This is a genomic window from Salinivibrio proteolyticus, from assembly GCF_001996165.1.
In the GTDB taxonomy this organism is placed as follows: domain Bacteria; phylum Pseudomonadota; class Gammaproteobacteria; order Enterobacterales; family Vibrionaceae; genus Salinivibrio; species Salinivibrio proteolyticus.
Map to the genome: position 1 here is coordinate 288,907 of NZ_MUFP01000005.1, position 15,529 is coordinate 304,435.

At 49.0% G+C, this 15,529-nt stretch carries 15 protein-coding genes; 6 read left to right on the forward strand and 9 right to left on the reverse strand.

Annotated features, from left to right (window positions below):
* The first annotated feature begins 179 nt into the window (after positions 1–179).
* On the forward strand, positions 180–1,505 hold the full coding sequence (locus BZJ19_RS05515) for an ABC1 kinase family protein (protein WP_201249175.1): 1,326 nt from the start codon (positions 180–182) through the stop codon (positions 1,503–1,505).
* A gap of 13 nt (positions 1,506–1,518) precedes the next feature.
* Here BZJ19_RS05515 and BZJ19_RS05520 read toward each other — a convergent pair whose 3' ends face one another.
* Positions 1,519–2,460: a Gfo/Idh/MocA family protein gene (locus BZJ19_RS05520; RefSeq protein WP_077674886.1), complete on the reverse strand. Its 942-nt coding sequence runs from the start codon at positions 2,458–2,460 to the stop codon at positions 1,519–1,521.
* A 92-nt stretch (positions 2,461–2,552) separates the two neighbouring features.
* Here BZJ19_RS05520 and BZJ19_RS05525 point away from each other — a divergent pair, with 92 nt between their 5' ends.
* Both BZJ19_RS05525 and BZJ19_RS05530 read left to right on the forward strand, forming a co-directional pair.
* Positions 2,553–2,885, forward strand: a complete 333-nt coding sequence (locus BZJ19_RS05525) for a DUF3392 domain-containing protein (RefSeq protein ID WP_077640328.1) — start codon at positions 2,553–2,555, stop codon at positions 2,883–2,885.
* A 98-nt stretch (positions 2,886–2,983) separates the two neighbouring features.
* A complete protein-coding gene (locus BZJ19_RS05530; protein WP_077663127.1) occupies positions 2,984–4,255 on the forward strand; it encodes a DASH family cryptochrome in 1,272 nt (423 codons plus the stop codon).
* Between the two features lie 2 nt (positions 4,256–4,257).
* Here BZJ19_RS05530 and BZJ19_RS05535 read toward each other — a convergent pair whose 3' ends face one another.
* The 3 genes from BZJ19_RS05535 to BZJ19_RS05545 all read right to left on the reverse strand — a co-directional run bounded on the left by BZJ19_RS05535 (position 4,258) and on the right by BZJ19_RS05545 (position 7,658).
* Complete coding sequence (locus tag BZJ19_RS05535) at positions 4,258–4,905, reverse strand: esterase/lipase family protein (protein ID WP_077674887.1); 648 nt, start codon at positions 4,903–4,905, stop codon at positions 4,258–4,260.
* Positions 4,906–5,094: 189 nt separating this feature from the next.
* Positions 5,095–6,465, reverse strand: a complete 1,371-nt coding sequence (locus BZJ19_RS05540) for a YjiH family protein (protein ID WP_235608149.1) — start codon at positions 6,463–6,465, stop codon at positions 5,095–5,097.
* Between the two features lie 350 nt (positions 6,466–6,815).
* A complete protein-coding gene (locus tag BZJ19_RS05545; protein ID WP_077674888.1) occupies positions 6,816–7,658 on the reverse strand; it encodes a hypothetical protein in 843 nt (280 codons plus the stop codon).
* A gap of 191 nt (positions 7,659–7,849) precedes the next feature.
* Between BZJ19_RS05545 and BZJ19_RS05550 the strand changes: the two genes are divergently transcribed.
* Positions 7,850–8,185: a DUF440 family protein gene (locus BZJ19_RS05550; RefSeq protein ID WP_077674889.1), complete on the forward strand. Its 336-nt coding sequence runs from the start codon at positions 7,850–7,852 to the stop codon at positions 8,183–8,185.
* Between the two features lie 109 nt (positions 8,186–8,294).
* Here BZJ19_RS05550 and emrD read toward each other — a convergent pair whose 3' ends face one another.
* The 5 genes from emrD to BZJ19_RS05575 all read right to left on the reverse strand — a co-directional run bounded on the left by emrD (position 8,295) and on the right by BZJ19_RS05575 (position 12,826).
* Positions 8,295–9,506: a multidrug efflux MFS transporter EmrD gene (emrD, locus tag BZJ19_RS05555; protein WP_069587603.1), complete on the reverse strand. Its 1,212-nt coding sequence runs from the start codon at positions 9,504–9,506 to the stop codon at positions 8,295–8,297.
* Positions 9,507–9,699: 193 nt separating this feature from the next.
* Complete coding sequence (locus BZJ19_RS05560; RefSeq protein ID WP_077674890.1) at positions 9,700–10,161, reverse strand: methyltransferase family protein; 462 nt, start codon at positions 10,159–10,161, stop codon at positions 9,700–9,702.
* 110 nt (positions 10,162–10,271) lie between these two features.
* A complete protein-coding gene (locus BZJ19_RS05565) occupies positions 10,272–10,877 on the reverse strand; it encodes a GTP cyclohydrolase II (protein ID WP_077674891.1) in 606 nt (201 codons plus the stop codon).
* Positions 10,878–10,996: 119 nt separating this feature from the next.
* Positions 10,997–11,554: a sugar O-acetyltransferase gene (locus tag BZJ19_RS05570; RefSeq protein WP_077456087.1), complete on the reverse strand. Its 558-nt coding sequence runs from the start codon at positions 11,552–11,554 to the stop codon at positions 10,997–10,999.
* Between the two features lie 3 nt (positions 11,555–11,557).
* Complete coding sequence (locus BZJ19_RS05575; protein ID WP_235608151.1) at positions 11,558–12,826, reverse strand: patatin-like phospholipase family protein; 1,269 nt, start codon at positions 12,824–12,826, stop codon at positions 11,558–11,560.
* A gap of 951 nt (positions 12,827–13,777) precedes the next feature.
* Between BZJ19_RS05575 and BZJ19_RS05585 the strand changes: the two genes are divergently transcribed.
* Both BZJ19_RS05585 and BZJ19_RS17045 read left to right on the forward strand, forming a co-directional pair.
* Positions 13,778–15,265, forward strand: coding sequence for a sodium-dependent transporter (locus BZJ19_RS05585; RefSeq protein WP_069587598.1), 1,488 nt, complete (start codon positions 13,778–13,780; stop codon positions 15,263–15,265).
* Positions 15,262–15,363 carry a MetS family NSS transporter small subunit gene (locus tag BZJ19_RS17045; protein WP_096628241.1) on the forward strand — a complete coding sequence of 34 codons (102 nt, stop codon included), beginning with the start codon at positions 15,262–15,264 and terminating at the stop codon, positions 15,361–15,363. The genes BZJ19_RS05585 and BZJ19_RS17045 overlap by 4 nt, the downstream gene beginning before the upstream one ends.
* The last annotated feature ends 166 nt before the right edge of the window (positions 15,364–15,529 follow it).

Genomic DNA, 15,529 nt, shown 5'->3' on the forward strand with positions numbered 1-15,529 from the left:
AAATATAACCAGCTGTTTTCTATGAACTAAACGCTACTCAATTAGCGAAGCTGTGATACTGGTTGAAGTGTCATGTAACTGGCAGGCACCGTGTCATGTCGTGGCGTGTATTCAGCTCCTCTCTACCAAACCATTCCCCTGCTTTTGCCGTATCTTTAATGGTTAACAAGGAGACGGTGATGAAAAGTAGCAAGGTTCCTCATGGGCGGTATTCTCGGTTAGGGGCGTTGGCTTCCCTAGCGGGGCGTGTGGCGTCGAATGTGGCATGGGAAGGTGCGAAGCAGTTTGCTCAAGGCAATCGGCCGAGCCGTAAAGATTTGGTGATGTCACCAGCTAATATCGCCCATGTAGCAGACAAACTGGCGGATTTGCGCGGTGCAGCGATGAAGGTCGGTCAGTTATTGTCGATGGATGCGGGCGATTTAATCCCACCCGAGCTCAGTGATTTACTGGCTCGATTACGCAATCATGCCACGCCTATGCCATCTACCCAGCTTAACCAAGTACTCACCGAGCAGTGGGGGCCCGAATGGAAGCAAGCTTTTACCCACTTTCGTTTTTCACCCATCGCGTCAGCGTCGATAGGCCAAGTGCACGAAGCTTATACTGATGCTGGTGACAAGGTAGCGGTGAAGGTCCAGTACCCGCGGATTAAAGACAGCATCGATAGCGATGTCGATAATGTGATTACCTTATTGCGCTTGAGTGGCCTGATCCCCAAAGAAGCGAATTACCAAGCCTTACTCGATAAAGCGAAGCAACAACTGCACGATGAAGCCGATTATCGTAAAGAAGCGAATGCAATGCTGCGCTTTAACGAGCGGCTGAATGCCCTTACGGATTTGATAGTGCCCACTGTCCATTCAACCTTAACCACAGATCGCATCTTGACCATGGATTTTATGGCGGGTGAACCGATTGAAACCCTAACAAAAGCCGAGCCTGCAGTGCGTCATCGCGCGGTGAGTCAACTCTTTACCCTACTCTTTGAAGAGGTGTTTGTGTTTGGGGAAGTCCAAACAGATCCTAACTTCGCCAATTATTTATACCAACCAGAAAGTGGCCGTATCGTCTTGCTCGATTTTGGTGCCACCCGTCAGTACACCTCACGATTTACTGAGGGCTATCGCAAGTTGTTCTTAGCTGCCATTGAAAAAGATAACCCCGGCATTGACGCAGCGCTGACTCAGATTGGCTTTTTTGCCGAGGCGATCTTACCGGAGCAAAAAGCCAGTGTACTTGAGCTTGTGAACACCGCCTGTGAGCCAATAGCGACGGATGCACCCTTTAATTTTGGTCAAGCCGATCTAGCCACCCGTTTACGTAACCGTGGGATGGCGCTGAGTATGGAGCAAGGCTATTGGCACACACYGCCGGCGGATGCGCTATTTTTGCATCGTAAAATTGCGGGGCTATATTTGCTGGCTGCCAAATTGGATGTCACTTTAAATGTGCGAGCCCTGCTAATGCCTTACCTCACGGCAGAGCGCGTAAAAACAGCCTAATCATGCAAGCGAATTAACCATTGTCTCGCAGCGCTTCACAGTAGGCGACTAAGTCTTCGGCCACCCAATGAGAGGCCACACTGCGTGCGGTAATAGCGGCATCGATCCGGCCCGTTTGGACCACCTCAAACCAGTGGGTCAACATGGCTTCAAACCCTTTACTGGCCTGCATGCCTGTCCAGTCAGGGAGAGACAATTGCGCGACTTGATTGTCTTGCATACGCTCACCGCGCGTAAATCCATCAAAGAAGTAGCACTCGTTACGATAGGCTGCGGCAATGGTTTCCTTGGTGGCGCCGTATTGGCGATTCATACTGGCTTCAAATAAGCTATTCTCGCGATGCCAACGAATATCTAAACGCGCGAGCAGTCCTTCATCAAACTGGGCAAACACATCCAAATCATCAATGTTCATGTCACCGTGCAGGTTAATACTGTCAAGCGGGTGAATAAAGTCATCGAAAATAAACCGACGAGGCGCATCTGGCAGCGCATGACGATGCTTTTCCCACCGTAACGATAACAATGGCGAGCCGAGTTCATCTTCTGGGCGCTGGCCGTTTAAATGGGCGTTTAACAACGGCAAATAACGGCGATTAAATCCTGCAAACAAAGGCGTATTATGCTTTTCTGCAAGGTTAAAGAGGGCTTCAACATCCGCCCCCGATTGGGCCACCGGTTTGTCGACAAACACGGGAATACCTGCGGCTAAGAACGGACGCACCAACGCCGGATGAGCATGAGTGGCAGCATGAATCATCACCCCATCCACGTTCAGCGCCAACACTTCTTCAACATTGGCTGCTGTGTGCGCTACCCGATACTGCTGCGCCAATTTCGCGAGTGTATCGGCTTGGCGGCTGCACAAGACCCAGTCGAGATCGGGCCAGCTTGCAAGTAGTGGCAGGTATGCCTTTTGGGCGATGTCACCCAACCCTATTGAGGCAATTCTCATGTTTTCTCCTTACCGCGCGCGACTTGCGTTGAGGCTGGAAGTCGCTAGTAGAAATCAGTAACCTAGCAGCATTCTACAGAGTGTGACGAATTATGAATATTATTATCTCTTGGCTTGCCCAAGGCGGCGCTTGGCTAACCCCTTGGTTAAACGAAATCGCCATTGCGGTCACCGCATCTTTATTGGTGGTGTTTGGTAACGACATTAACCGTACCCTGCGTCGTTTACTGACCGGCCACAACTTTTTTGTCCGCACCTTGGTTTTTATCGGCATCAATGCATTTGGCTACGGCGCATTTATTGTGGCAGTGTCTCCTTGGCTCGCCGCGAAAATGCGCGCCTGGCCTGATCAATGGCTAATGTGCGCCGTGGTAGGTGTCTTTGTGTTTGTTGGCTATTGGGCGCAACGTCAACGACAGATCTAATCCTAGACCCAATTCGCTGTTTAAAATATCGGCATCCATACTTACTGATCAATCTGGATGTCGATTCTCGGCGTAATGGCGAGAAAAAGGAGATCAACATGCAACGCGGACTGATGTGGTTTCGCCACGACCTTCGAATTCATGACAACCCTGCTCTCGCCAATCTTGCTTCGAGCTGTGACGAACTTACCTGTGTGTTTGTCATTGATCCGCGCTGGTCACGCGCGGATCACTTCCAAAGTAAACACCTCGGCCCTCAGCGCGAAGCGTTTTTGTGGCAAAGCCTTATCGAGCTTCATCGCGCGCTCGATGTCATGGGGCAAAAGCTCATCATTAGAACAGGTACACCTTTGGAAGTGCTTGCCGACCTGTGTACCCAACACCAGATTGATGTTATTGGCGTCACCGATCATCCAGGCCCCTTTGAGCGCCAGCAAATAGATACCCTTGTTAGCCGGTTTCCACAGCGTGTGGTGGTGTCTGATGCACATACGCTGTTTAGTCAGCATCAGTTACCCTTTGATTTACCCGATATTCCTGCCACCTTTACGCAATTTAGAAAAGCGGTCGAAAAGCGCGACATTCCGCCACGTTTGCCGCTTGCGGTGCCAGAGTCCTTACCGCGCCCTATCGATGGCATAGTTACCGAGCCCGCGCCTTTATCGGATCGCCGTATTGCACCTTATCAAGGTGGAGAGATTGCTGGCCGCGCGCAACTGAATCATTACTTGTGGGATACCCATCGTATTCAACGCTACAAAGAGACGCGAAATGGTTTAGATGGTTGGGATTTTTCATCCCGCTTATCCGCATGGCTAGCCAATGGTTGTTTGTCTGTGCGTTGGGTCGCTGCAGAGCTGGACCGTTATGAGCGCAATGTGGAGAAAAATGAGTCCACCTATTGGCTCTATTTTGAGCTTCTGTGGCGGGAGTATTTCCAGTGGATGTTGTATCACTACGGAGCCCGCTTTTTCCGTTTTAAAGGCATTGCCGATAAACGCCCACTCACCACGTTTTATGCCGAAGCCTTTATGGCATGGCGTGAAGGTAATACCGATTTTCCGATCGTCAACGCTGCCATGCGCCAGCTAAAACACACAGGCTGGATGTCGAACCGGAGTCGTCAATTAGTCGCGAGCTGCTTGGTGAATGAGCTAGGTGTGGACTGGCGTTACGGCGCTGCTTACTTTGAGCAACAACTGATTGATTTCGATGTCGCCGCTAACTATGGTAATTGGCAATACCTCGCTGGTGTCGGTGCAGATCCTCGCGGCAGTCGTCGGTTTAATCTCGATAAGCAAACAGCACAATACGACCCTGAAGGAACGTTTATTGCTCGCTGGCTCGCCGATGAGGTTCCGTCACATTAGCGTTAGGATTCAACTTGTACGGCTGGTTCGGAAGCAGGCTGGTAGCTGTCGATAATGGCGATCACTTTATCGCTCACCCGACGAGAAAAAAGCAATGCAATGTGGGTGAGCGGAAAGATATCATGACTGCTCATGCCTTCGATTTTAGTTTCTTCGACCAGCACAGTACCGTCGCAAACTTGGTTCTTTATCAGCAGCGATGCTGGGCCCCACGGGCAATTTCCAGCAATACTGTGCAAAGGTGGTAACCCCTGCCAGGGAATAACCTCATCGGGCAACAAAATAGATTGGCTGCGTTGGAACAGCCAGCCGCCCCACCCTAAATCATCAAACACTTTGGCCAGTGTTGCGCCTTGATGGGGGGTGCCGAGGGTAATCACCGCGTGCACCGCATCAGCAGGGTTATCGTCTAGTTGCGCACTCTGCTCCAAATAGCGGCGAATAATCAGCCCGCCCATCGAGTGACCGATTAAAATCGTGGGCTGATGATCAATAAACGCATTGATGCGACGAGCAATTTGCTCAAAGTCCGGATCTAGGGTGTTATAAGAAAGGTTAAGCACCTCATGTCCTTGCTTTTCTAGGCGTTCACTTAGCGGGATCAAAAACACACCGTGCATGTACAGCCCATGAAGTGTCACTATTTTCATCCCATCTCCTTATTAAACCCTTACCGCTCATCATGTCGTGATAGACGAGTCGAGTGGTTACATGCGATATAGTCCGCGTGCATTTACCATACCAAGCATAACGTGCTACTGCATGAATTCGTGACCCCAAAAAAAACGCCTCACGTTGAAAACGCGAGGCGCTTAACAGACTGTTCTTGGCCTATCGGCTTAGAAAATCAAATGTGCGACACCCGCGATCACCGGTAAGGTCACCAAGGTACGCAAGATAAAGATCACAAACAGTTCCCAGATTTTGACTGGAATTTTACTGCCTAGCAGCAAAGCACCAACTTCTGACATGTAAATCAGCTGGGTGACAGACATCGCTGCAATCACAAAGCGAGTCATCTCGTTGTCAATTTCCGCGGCAAGAATGGCAGGGATAAACATATCCGCAAAACCAATCACCATGGTTTCTGATGCTTTGACCGCCTCGGGAATATGCAGTAGCTCAAGCAAAGGAACAAACGGTGCACCCAGTACGTTAAAGATACTGGTGTACTCAGCCACCATCAATGCCGCTGTACCAATCGCCATCACAACAGGGAGTACGCCCAGCACCATATCAACCGCGTTTTGAGCCCCTTCTTTGAGCACGCTGTTCACCGAGCGAATTTTTTCAGCACGGTTAAGCGCGCACTGTAAGCCGTAGCTCAGCGTGGTATGGCCTTCAGGTAACACTTCTTCGTTCGATTGGCGGGTTGAGCCGTCAATCAACTCGTCTTTTTTCCAGCAAAGCGGCGGAAGACGAGGAACGATAATCGCTGCAGCAATCCCCGCCAGACACACTGCTAAATAGAACCAAGTAAACATGTGCATCAAGTCAACTTGGGCGATCACAACCAAGCTAAAGCTAATCGATACCGCAGAGAAGGTGGTGCCGACAACCGCGGCTTCACGCTGTGTGTAAAAACCTTGCTCGTATTGCTTGCTCGTCATCAAGATACCGACACTGCCGTCTCCTAACCACGATGCCGCACAGTCAACCGCCGAGCGGCCAGGCAAGCCAAACAATGGACGCATCACTTTGGTGAAAACGGCGCCTAACATTTCCAGCAGGCCAAAACTGGTCAGCAATGGCAACAGCAATCCGGCAAAAATAAACACAGAAAGCAGGATAGGCAGCAAATCATTAAGCACGAACGCGCCAGTGAGCTCACCCATGATAAGTTCAGATCCGTAACCGAAGAAGGTCATGGCAACAAATACACCACCGATCACACGGGTGGCTAGCCAAATCGGTGAAACATTAAATAGGCCGTTGAGAAAACCGTGGCGAGTAATAAAGCGGGGTTTTGTTAGCGTAACAATCAATGAGGTGACCGCACTGAAAACCACCAATGCGGTGACCACAGCAGTTGCCGAGCCACCCAATAAATCAAGAACGCTGCCAGCCATGACCGCAATGGGAATGGTGACACCATCGCCGAAGTTTACCGGCGTCATAAAGAGGAGTAAGCCAAGAAGCGATGGGATGGCGAACATCAGAATATTTCTCATCGAAGGCACCGTCGTCGAGAGAGAGTCAGTTTTTTGCATACGTCTGAATCCTGAATTTTTATTTGTATCACCGTGACAAAACGACGAATTGTCGATTAATTATTCACTCACAGTGACTATCTGCAATCGAGATTACCGAATCATGCATGCGATGTAAATGTTTATTTAGTCATAAATACTGAATAAATACATCTATAGAGCACAACTACCACGGCTCAATTGCGTTTTATAGTTCATCAAACCTTCATTTGTGAAAAGTTTGTTACACTATTTTATTGACCAAGATCAGATTCCGTTAGCAACTTGTAGGGTATAAGGTGGGCCAGCTCACAGATTATCGTAACCACGTTTTTGGATAACGAGCTGATATACACTGCGTATTGGTCCTGCTAACCGATTTTAAAGTCAATACGCGCATATTCTTTGATCAACCAGTCACCAAAGTCATTGAGGAGCATCATAACAGCACGTTTTTTTACAGGTTTGCGATCTAGCAGGATAAAAAGTCGCTCAATTGCTTGTTGTTTAGCAGGATAATGCTTAATAAACAACTCTGCACAGTCAGGTAGTGATTCCGTCCACGTCCCTTCTTTATGCAATACCAAACCAAACGCACCACGAATTAAGGTATCGGCAATGCGCTGTGCTGCAGTCAGTTGCGTGTTCCATGTCGTGGCCGCTTGTATTTTATGCTTGGCACGTGCGAGTTTACCGCTCAAATCGGGATTCATCGCTTTCGCCACTTCCCAACTCGCCTCGAAATGGCCAAAACTCTCGGAAAGATCTTGGCCATACAGACACATTGCACGATGTTTGAAAAAGAAGCCCCAGTGAAAGATTTCGGCCAAATCACGGACTTGTGACACTGTCACTGTATCGATATGACAGCCATCGATGACTTTGCTATGACTGGTTTTAATTCGCCACAACAAGGTATTCATGGCACTGGATTGGTCAAGCGTTAGTGGTTGGTGGCATACCACGGTTAAATGCAGGACAGATTCCCCTACTGTCGCACGGCGCCAGACAATATCGCCGCTCACGTAGACACTGTGGAGCCGTTTACCGATCAAAGCACGAAGCTGTTTGATCGCTTTGACCATGACAGGGATAAATTCAGATTGTAGCGGCGAGCGCCGATCCGGCTCTGGTAAATAAGCCGTTTGAGATTGCAACTGAGTCACGACTTTCACACAAGGTTGAATGCGTGCGCTATTGTTGGTCATCTGCATGGACAAATCAACGCTCTACCACCGAATCTCACCCTGTATCAACGCGCTTGCTTAAATTGAGTACAGGCGTTTGCGTAAAGTTAAGCATAATCCTTGCCAGCTGTCGCGTTGGATAATTGACGGACTGAGAATTCGTAACCAGCATGCTATAGTCCGAGCACACCCAGAACGAAACGAATAGAGAACACCCAATGACACAATCAGCGCTAATGAGCTTGGATGAGATCCTCGAAACCGCTTTTGAGATTTTTGCGGAGATGGCACCAGATAACTTGGAGTATGACGATTTGGCGGCATACGAATCCCATTTTGAGGAAGACGGCGGCGCCATCGTGGTTGAAGTCGGCAGCGATTGGCCTGAGCATGTCGGGCCTGACATCAACCTCGCCCACTGTGCGGAAGTACAAATTGGGATGGCAAAAGAAGGCGCCTTGGCCGATGTGTTTTTGCGTATGCTACTCAGCCGTGATCCGGAAAAAAAATTCTGTCACTTACTATGGAAACGCAGCCCCACACAACTGCACTGATGGCAGACCTCACGTCGATGATTGACGTGACAGCTCGACTTTATCGACCGCTATGGTCAGGATGAGAAATTGAAAACGGCAGCCCATGCTGCCGTTTGCATTTGTATCCTTAGTGGACTGGTGCCGAGGTGGGATCGTCCCCGTGTTGGTCCGCACGATAACTCATCATTAAGCCAATGCTCGCGAGTATGCCGAGAGCAAGCATCATTGAGCCCAGAGAAAGCTGACTCGCGACACCTAATCGGCTGGCCGCTAGTGTCACAAGACCTGCAAGCAGGTTTTGAGCGCCCCCCAAGATAGCACCGGCTGTGCCCGCATGATAAGGAAATGGGCTCAGTGCCCCCGTACTGGCCGCAGGGAATAACACGCCTGCACCGGCAAAATACACACAACCGCCGCCAATTAAGCTATACACAGAAATCTCGCCCATTAGTCCTGATACAACAAGGATCCCTGCTCCCATTAATGCCATTACGCTACCCAGCGTCAATGTCGCGTAGTAGCCTATGGTATCGGCAAAGCGGCTAGATAGGCCCGAGCCCACTAAATAAGCAGGCAGTGGCGCGACAAAAAGGACACTGATCAGCGTCGGTGATAATTGTAATCCATCAGACATAATCACCCCAGCGGCCGCTTCAAAGACCGACACGCCCGAGAAGACCGTAATCAAACACAATAGGTAACCTCGAAAACGCCGCGAGCTCATGACATGGCGGTAACGACCGATAAAATTACCGGGCTGACGAGCCTCTTGCGGTAACGTTTCGGTAAAACGCAGCGCCATCACTGCATAGACCACGATCGCTAACAGCAGCAAGAAAAAGTAACTCGCCCGCCAGTTCAACACCTCGGTAAGGTATCCTCCTAATAAAGGTGCCATTAATGGTGAGAAGATAAGCCCCATACTCACTAAACTGTTGGCACGGTGCAACTTGGCGCCAGAGAAACAATCTCTGGTTAAGGTTCTCGCCATGGCACCACCACAGCCAATCCCAGCGCCTTGCACCACACTACCCACTAAAAACCACGTATAGGAATGCGCCAACAGCGTGATCCCTGTCCCGACCAAGAATAAGGCAAGCCCGGCCAAAATAACGGGCTTACGTCCAATGCGGTCGGAGATGGGGCCATAAATAAACTGAGACAGCCCGTACGGGATCAAGTAGCACGCCATCACCGCCTGCAATAGCGCCGGTGATACCGAGAAATCTGCGGCCATCGCTGCAATCGATGGAACATACATAGTTTGAGTCATTTGACCCACCGCAGCCAGCATTACAATGAGCAGCAACAACTTACCCATAGGCATTGCCGAAGACATTCCTACACTCCTAAAAATGAATTATGCGAAATAATGATTTGATAAGTGGATGTTGCAAAGTTTTACGCTAGTCACACGAAAAACATCACAACCAAAGACAGCGCGATAATAGGCCTGAGCAGTGAGGAAAGCAATGGGCGTTTAGTCGCCGCAACACGATTCTTTATCATGGTTGAGATTAGTTTTTATAATCTCAAATCCAGCGTCTGACGTGTGCCCGATATTCAGTAAATGCGTCGGGCCAATGCGCAGCGAGCCGCTGCTCTTCAGAGAAGATAAAGGTCATTGACAGGTAGGTCATATAAGCGGGCACCAAGCCCCAACACCAAAGAGAGTTAAAGTAGAATCCAGCGCTAACGATGAGCAATACCAAAGCGAGATACATCGGATTGCGCGTATAGGCATAAATGCCGGTTGTGACCAAGGCTGATGGCTCTTTGATTGGATCAACGGTGGTGTGATGACGATGAAATGCCCATTTCGCCGCCACCAGCAATCCAATGGCGAGCGTAAGCGGAAATACAGCCCAATATGGCGAACCTAATGTGAACGGAAAAGAAAAATAGTGGTTGAGCAACACACCGAAGCCCACGGTAAGTAACATCGCAATGGGCGGCAAAGGTGGGAAAATATACTGCCAAAATTGCGTTTTCATGACTCGTCCTTGAGTGAAAGCTTATATATCGCGCCGCACTGTATCGAAAAAGGGCAGTGACWGTCACTGCCCTTCCGTAAAGTTTGCGACTAAGCACAACTCACTACCACTCAGTCTTGCTCGATATTCAGACGATGTTTGCCATGCTCAATTTTAGCTTTTAAGTAATTGCGATTACCTTCTTTGAGGTGCGCTTTGGTGCCAATCACTTCTTTGAGATTAATACCGGCAGCTTGGAGTTCTTCAATTTTTTTCGGGTTGTTGGTCACTAACCGAATGCGATGAATGTCCAAGGCTTTTAGCATTTGTGCGGCTTCAGTAAAGTCACGTAAATCGTCCGCAAAGCCAAGATGGTTATTGGCTTCGTAAGTAGTCATGCCTTGGCTTTGCAGCTCATAAGCATCAAGCTTATTGTATAGGCCAATTCCACGCCCTTCTTGACGAAGATAGAGGATAATCCCGCCATTTTCACCCATCTTTTGGATCGTTTCTTCGAGCTGCTCACCACAATCACACCGTGATGAATGGAATACATCGCCCGTTAAGCACTCAGAATGCATTCGCACTAGGGGAGTTGGATCAGTCACGTCCGCTTGTTTAAAAATAAGCGCAACGTGCTCCTGTCCAGACGCTAGTCCTTCAAAAGATAGAATTTCGGCAGGGATGTGGCTCCCTACTCCAACGTTCAGAGGCACCCGAGCCCTTACTTTTACCATTAGAATTTGTCTCTTACTACTGACACCTGAATCAGGGCGTTAACATTACTACAGCGTTACCAGGATGCCAATTAGAAAATGTTATATTATAACATTTTCCACCCAAGTAATGGCTACCTCTATTGTAAACGCCGGACAACCTCGGCTGGATTACCTGCCACTATGGAAAAGGGTTCGATATCTGTATCCACCACTGATCCCGCCTCAATCACCACACCTTCACCAATCGCAACGCCTGCTTTGATCACAGTGTTACCCTCGATAATGACGTTATTGCCAACAATCACGCTTTGTGAGGTTTCACACTCTCCACGAGCAATGTCGAGCGGCAGTACGCGATGGCGCGTGGTATAGATGCCCACATTGGGACCAATGCTGACATTATGCCCAATCCGAACATGGGCCCCATCAAGCATGGTGCAATTAGGTCCAATACTGACGTTATCGCCGATTTCAATATTCATCCCGTAGTGACAAAAAAACGGCGCATCAATGTCCACATTGGATCCAATCCCTGCAAATAGCTTGGTCGTTACTATCGCAAGGTTATCGGCGTCTTCAGGGTCGATACGATTAAACTGTTGGCATAAGCGGCGCGCAGCATAGCGAAATAAGGTTAATTCCTCATCGGCTGGGGAATACGGCAACCCCCGCTGCATTTTTTCAAACTCCGTCATCGCCTATCCTTGGTGTGGTAACGCTATTGAGGTGGGCTCAAAAGCCTCACTTTTAACGGTTGATATTGCATTGAGAGCATCGCCGTATTGCGTCATAAACTGATTGCCAAGCGATAAGCCCAGTTGATAGTCGGCATCGAGTTGCTCAGGCTTGCTCAATAATGCACTGCTTTGTAGCGGTGCGCTCGGCGCAATTTGTAACACCTGTGCACGAGGTGGTGGCTCGGCTAAAAACTGCAATTCGTTTTGATAGCTTTGATAGTGCGTAGTGAGCATTTTGAGCATCTCGCTGCTCAGCGGTTTACCCGATAACGACTGCAACCGATAAATCGTGTCACCGCCAAAGAGCCAGCGTCCACCGTTTTGCATCGCTTTTTCTCTCATTCCATCGCGAACACGGCTCACCCATTGCTCACGGCTAGACTTGTAGCGTTCGGAGAGTTCGGCCAACTGCTTGTTCAACTCCTTCTGGAAGGTCTCAAACCGGGTTAGACGGTACTTAAATTCAAAATTAGAGAGATAGTCAGAGAGCTTAAACTGCGGCTTTTTGGCTTCAAACTTGGTCCGTAATGTATCCAAAAAGTGGCTCTGATCTTCTGGGCCGCCTTTGTCTTGCTCCAACGCCGGCTCGGTGCGAATCACTACAATAATATCCGCCCCACGGGCGAAGGCTTCTTTCGCCGGCACCGCGGCACTCACGCCACCGTCAACATAGCGCTTACCATTAATGCAAACAGGGTGCGGATAAAGCAAAGGGATGGCACAGGTTGCTTTGAGTGCATCTGGCCAAGTGTCATCGGTAATCGAGAAAAAGGCCGGTTTCAGGGTATCAACCTCAGTCACGCACGCGTAGGCCTCTCTTCCGTTCAAGTGTAGCTTCGCTGTTTCAATGTCCAGCGCAGCCTCATGACCCGGCAATGCCGTACTAAGCGCCCAATCTAAATCCATATGGTGTTGGCGGCGCACGTACTTCATCAGGTGGAAAAAGCGCTCTTGCGTGGTGAGCTCAGTGATAAACCGATGCCCATAACGGTGCTGCTGGCATACATACGCCGTCAAATTGAGTGCGCCGGCAGATGTCCCCAAATAAAGTTGAAATGGATCAAATCGGGCATTAAGAAATGCATCAAGCACGCCTGCGGTAAAAATCCCGCGTTGCCCGCCTCCCTGCAGTACCAGCGCGATACGCTGTGGCCGGGTAAAATGGTGCGGAGCAATTGGCATTGCCGTACCGGGAGAGTTGTCTGTCAAAGCTTGCTTACTTCTTAACACTTTCGCCCCTTATTCATCGTGCATAACGCTTTATGCGAGCAAAGCTCTTTATTAGCGTACAGCTCTTGATTAACGCATCGCTTTCAGTGTGTTAGTTCACTTCCAGCACGCTGGCCGCTGTGCATGGTAACGCTTACCGCGCAACGTCGCCACTCACAATTAGGGCTTAAGTGTCCATTCTCGTTAACAGCGAATCGGTGATAATTAAGACAACACAGCGACAGCAGCAAAGGTGAAAATCATACCCAGCGCGCAAACAGCGGTTGTCAGTGCGTATGCAAGTGTTTTATCCATACTGATACTCCTTGTTGACATAATGATTAACCCCAAAGACCCCGAGAGTCAGGTGCAATACCTGTTAATCCAAGTATATACCCTCTTCTATCAAAGCTGCACCGACGTCGATTAAGTTGGCTCTTATAAAGCTAAACTGCTGATTAAAAGGTGAAAAACATTACCATTATGTCGCGAACTAAAGAGCGAATCTGAGGCGATAATCATATTTTCATTATCCTCACCGTGGCGATCCGCGAGTGATGATATGCGCGTGAACTTAAATTCAAGAGGCATTTTGCTGTTTTTTTCGTCACCCAGACAGCAAATCAAAATAACGATCATTCGCCTCTATTGATAATTTTGACAGCTCAATCGACTGTCTCAAAAGTAAAAGCCCAGCATGAAACACCACTTATAATTATTTACACCAAGTTAACAAAAATTTTTGTGCTAACTGCTTGGTTTTGCGGCTATTGATTTAGGCCTGACCAGTGCTTAATCTGCCATCAATGCCCGTCCTAGATAAAAATTTCAACATACGGGCAACAGGAAGTTAAAACTTATAATTGTGGGAATGTGCTATTTCTTTCATATAAGCCATAAAACGATCTGCAGCCTCACAACACTGCGATACCTATATGGTGAAAGATGGTAGCGATTCGCAAAGGAGTAGATATGAAACGAGAACAATGGGGCTCGCGCGCTGGCTTTATTTTAGCCGCTGTCGGGTCAGCGATTGGCTTAGGGAACATTTGGCGATTCCCTTATATGGCCTACGAAAACGGTGGCGGCGCCTTTTTTATTCCATACCTTTTCGCCATGCTCACCGCCGGTATCCCCTTTATGATCATGGAGTTTGGGTTAGGCAAAAAGCTCCGCGGCTCATCGCCAGTGGTCTTTTCTAAACTCAATACCAAGTTCGAATGGTTAGGCTGGTTCCAAGTTCTGATCGCCGCAACCATAGGTATTTACTATGTTGCCGTTATTGGTTGGGCCATCTCTTATTTTGGCTTCTCGTTTGGCCAGGATTGGGGCACAGATACCAACGCGTTCTTTTTCTCTGACTATTTAAAACTGGGAGAAAATTCACCCACCAACTTAGGCGATTGGCAATGGCATATTGCTATTCCGATGATCATCGCATGGGCAATCACTTATGCAGCCGTCTATCGTGGCGTCAAAGGCGGGATTGAAAAAGCCAGCAAGATTATGATGCCACTGCTATTCATCATGGTGATCTTGCTGATTGGGCGCGTAGTGATGCTGCCGGGTGCCCTCGATGGCTTGAACTACTTATTTGCGCCTGACTTTAGCAAGTTGTTAGATGCAAAAGTGTGGTCGGCCGCCTATGGGCAGATTTTCTTCACCTTGTCCGTAGGGTTTGCCATCATGCTAGCCTACTCCAGCTACCTGCCTGAAAAGTCGGACGTGAACAATAACGCCTTGATGACAGTGCTGATCAACTGTGGCTTCTCCATTGTGGCGGGGGTATTGATCTTCTCCATTTTGGGCTACATGGCGGCAGAGCAAAGCAAAGGCATTACCGATGTTGTCAGTGGCGGCGTAGGACTTGCCTTTGTCACGCTACCAGCGGCGATCAACTTACTGCCGATCCCCTACATCCTCGGGCCATTGTTCTTCCTTGCGCTCGTCGTCGCTGGGCTAAGCTCACACATTTCGATTATCGAAGCAGTGACTGCATCGATCATGGATAAGCTGAACCTTGCACGTGAAAAGGCAGCGACAGCCGTCTGCGGCGTTGGCTTCGTGGTTTCGATGGCCTTTGCAACTAACGGCGGCTTGTTGCTTCTCGATTTAGTGGACTACTTCGTCAACAACGTAGCGCTGCTAGCAAGCTGTTTGATTGAACTCATTGTCGTCGGCTGGTTGGTGAAACTTTCCGATATTCGCCAATACGTTAACCGCGTATCTGAGTTTAGTGTTGGCCAGTGGATGGAAGTATGTATCCGCTTTGTCAGCCCAATTATGTTGGCCGTGATCATCACCAAAAACTTGATCAACACGGTTAATGAAGGATACGGCGGCTATGCACAGTTCGAACTCATCACCCTAGGTTGGGGGCTCGTCGCAGCCATGGTTGTGGTTGGCATCATCGTGAACTCAACCACAACGCCCGCACGCGATATGGAGACAGAATCATGACCACAGGCGCAATTGTAATGATGATCATTGGTTTCGCGGTCACATGGGGTGGCGCGGCACTGTGTATTCACAAAGCGATGCACAGCGATAGCGAGTAATCCTGTCTGACATCTCACTAAGGTTTCTAAAGCCCTCTTCGGAGGGCTTTTCGTTTCCAGCGATTTTGATTCTTTGTTTGCTTGCATTCTCGTTCGTCCTGTCTAGGGGATGTGGTCTGACCTTGATCAAGTCGCTGATTAATTATGCAAAGTGCGTCATTGTCAG

Coding starts and splice junctions, on each gene's coding strand:
- emrD (WP_069587603.1), bottom strand. CDS start 9,506: ATGTCTTCGGCAATGCCTATGGGTAAGTTGTTGCTGCTCATTGTAATG.
- BZJ19_RS05550 (WP_077674889.1), top strand. CDS start 7,850: ATGACACAATCAGCGCTAATGAGCTTGGATGAGATCCTCGAAACCGCT.
- BZJ19_RS05530 (WP_077663127.1), top strand. CDS start 2,984: ATGCAACGCGGACTGATGTGGTTTCGCCACGACCTTCGAATTCATGAC.
- BZJ19_RS05585 (WP_069587598.1), top strand. CDS start 13,778: ATGAAACGAGAACAATGGGGCTCGCGCGCTGGCTTTATTTTAGCCGCT.
- BZJ19_RS05570 (WP_077456087.1), bottom strand. CDS start 11,554: ATGACGGAGTTTGAAAAAATGCAGCGGGGGTTGCCGTATTCCCCAGCC.
- BZJ19_RS05535 (WP_077674887.1), bottom strand. CDS start 4,905: ATGAAAATAGTGACACTTCATGGGCTGTACATGCACGGTGTGTTTTTG.
- BZJ19_RS05540 (WP_235608149.1), bottom strand. CDS start 6,465: ATGCAAAAAACTGACTCTCTCTCGACGACGGTGCCTTCGATGAGAAAT.
- BZJ19_RS05525 (WP_077640328.1), top strand. CDS start 2,553: ATGAATATTATTATCTCTTGGCTTGCCCAAGGCGGCGCTTGGCTAACC.
- BZJ19_RS05560 (WP_077674890.1), bottom strand. CDS start 10,161: ATGAAAACGCAATTTTGGCAGTATATTTTCCCACCTTTGCCGCCCATT.
- BZJ19_RS05520 (WP_077674886.1), bottom strand. CDS start 2,460: ATGAGAATTGCCTCAATAGGGTTGGGTGACATCGCCCAAAAGGCATAC.
- BZJ19_RS05565 (WP_077674891.1), bottom strand. CDS start 10,877: ATGGTAAAAGTAAGGGCTCGGGTGCCTCTGAACGTTGGAGTAGGGAGC.
- BZJ19_RS17045 (WP_096628241.1), top strand. CDS start 15,262: ATGACCACAGGCGCAATTGTAATGATGATCATTGGTTTCGCGGTCACA.
- BZJ19_RS05545 (WP_077674888.1), bottom strand. CDS start 7,658: ATGCAGATGACCAACAATAGCGCACGCATTCAACCTTGTGTGAAAGTC.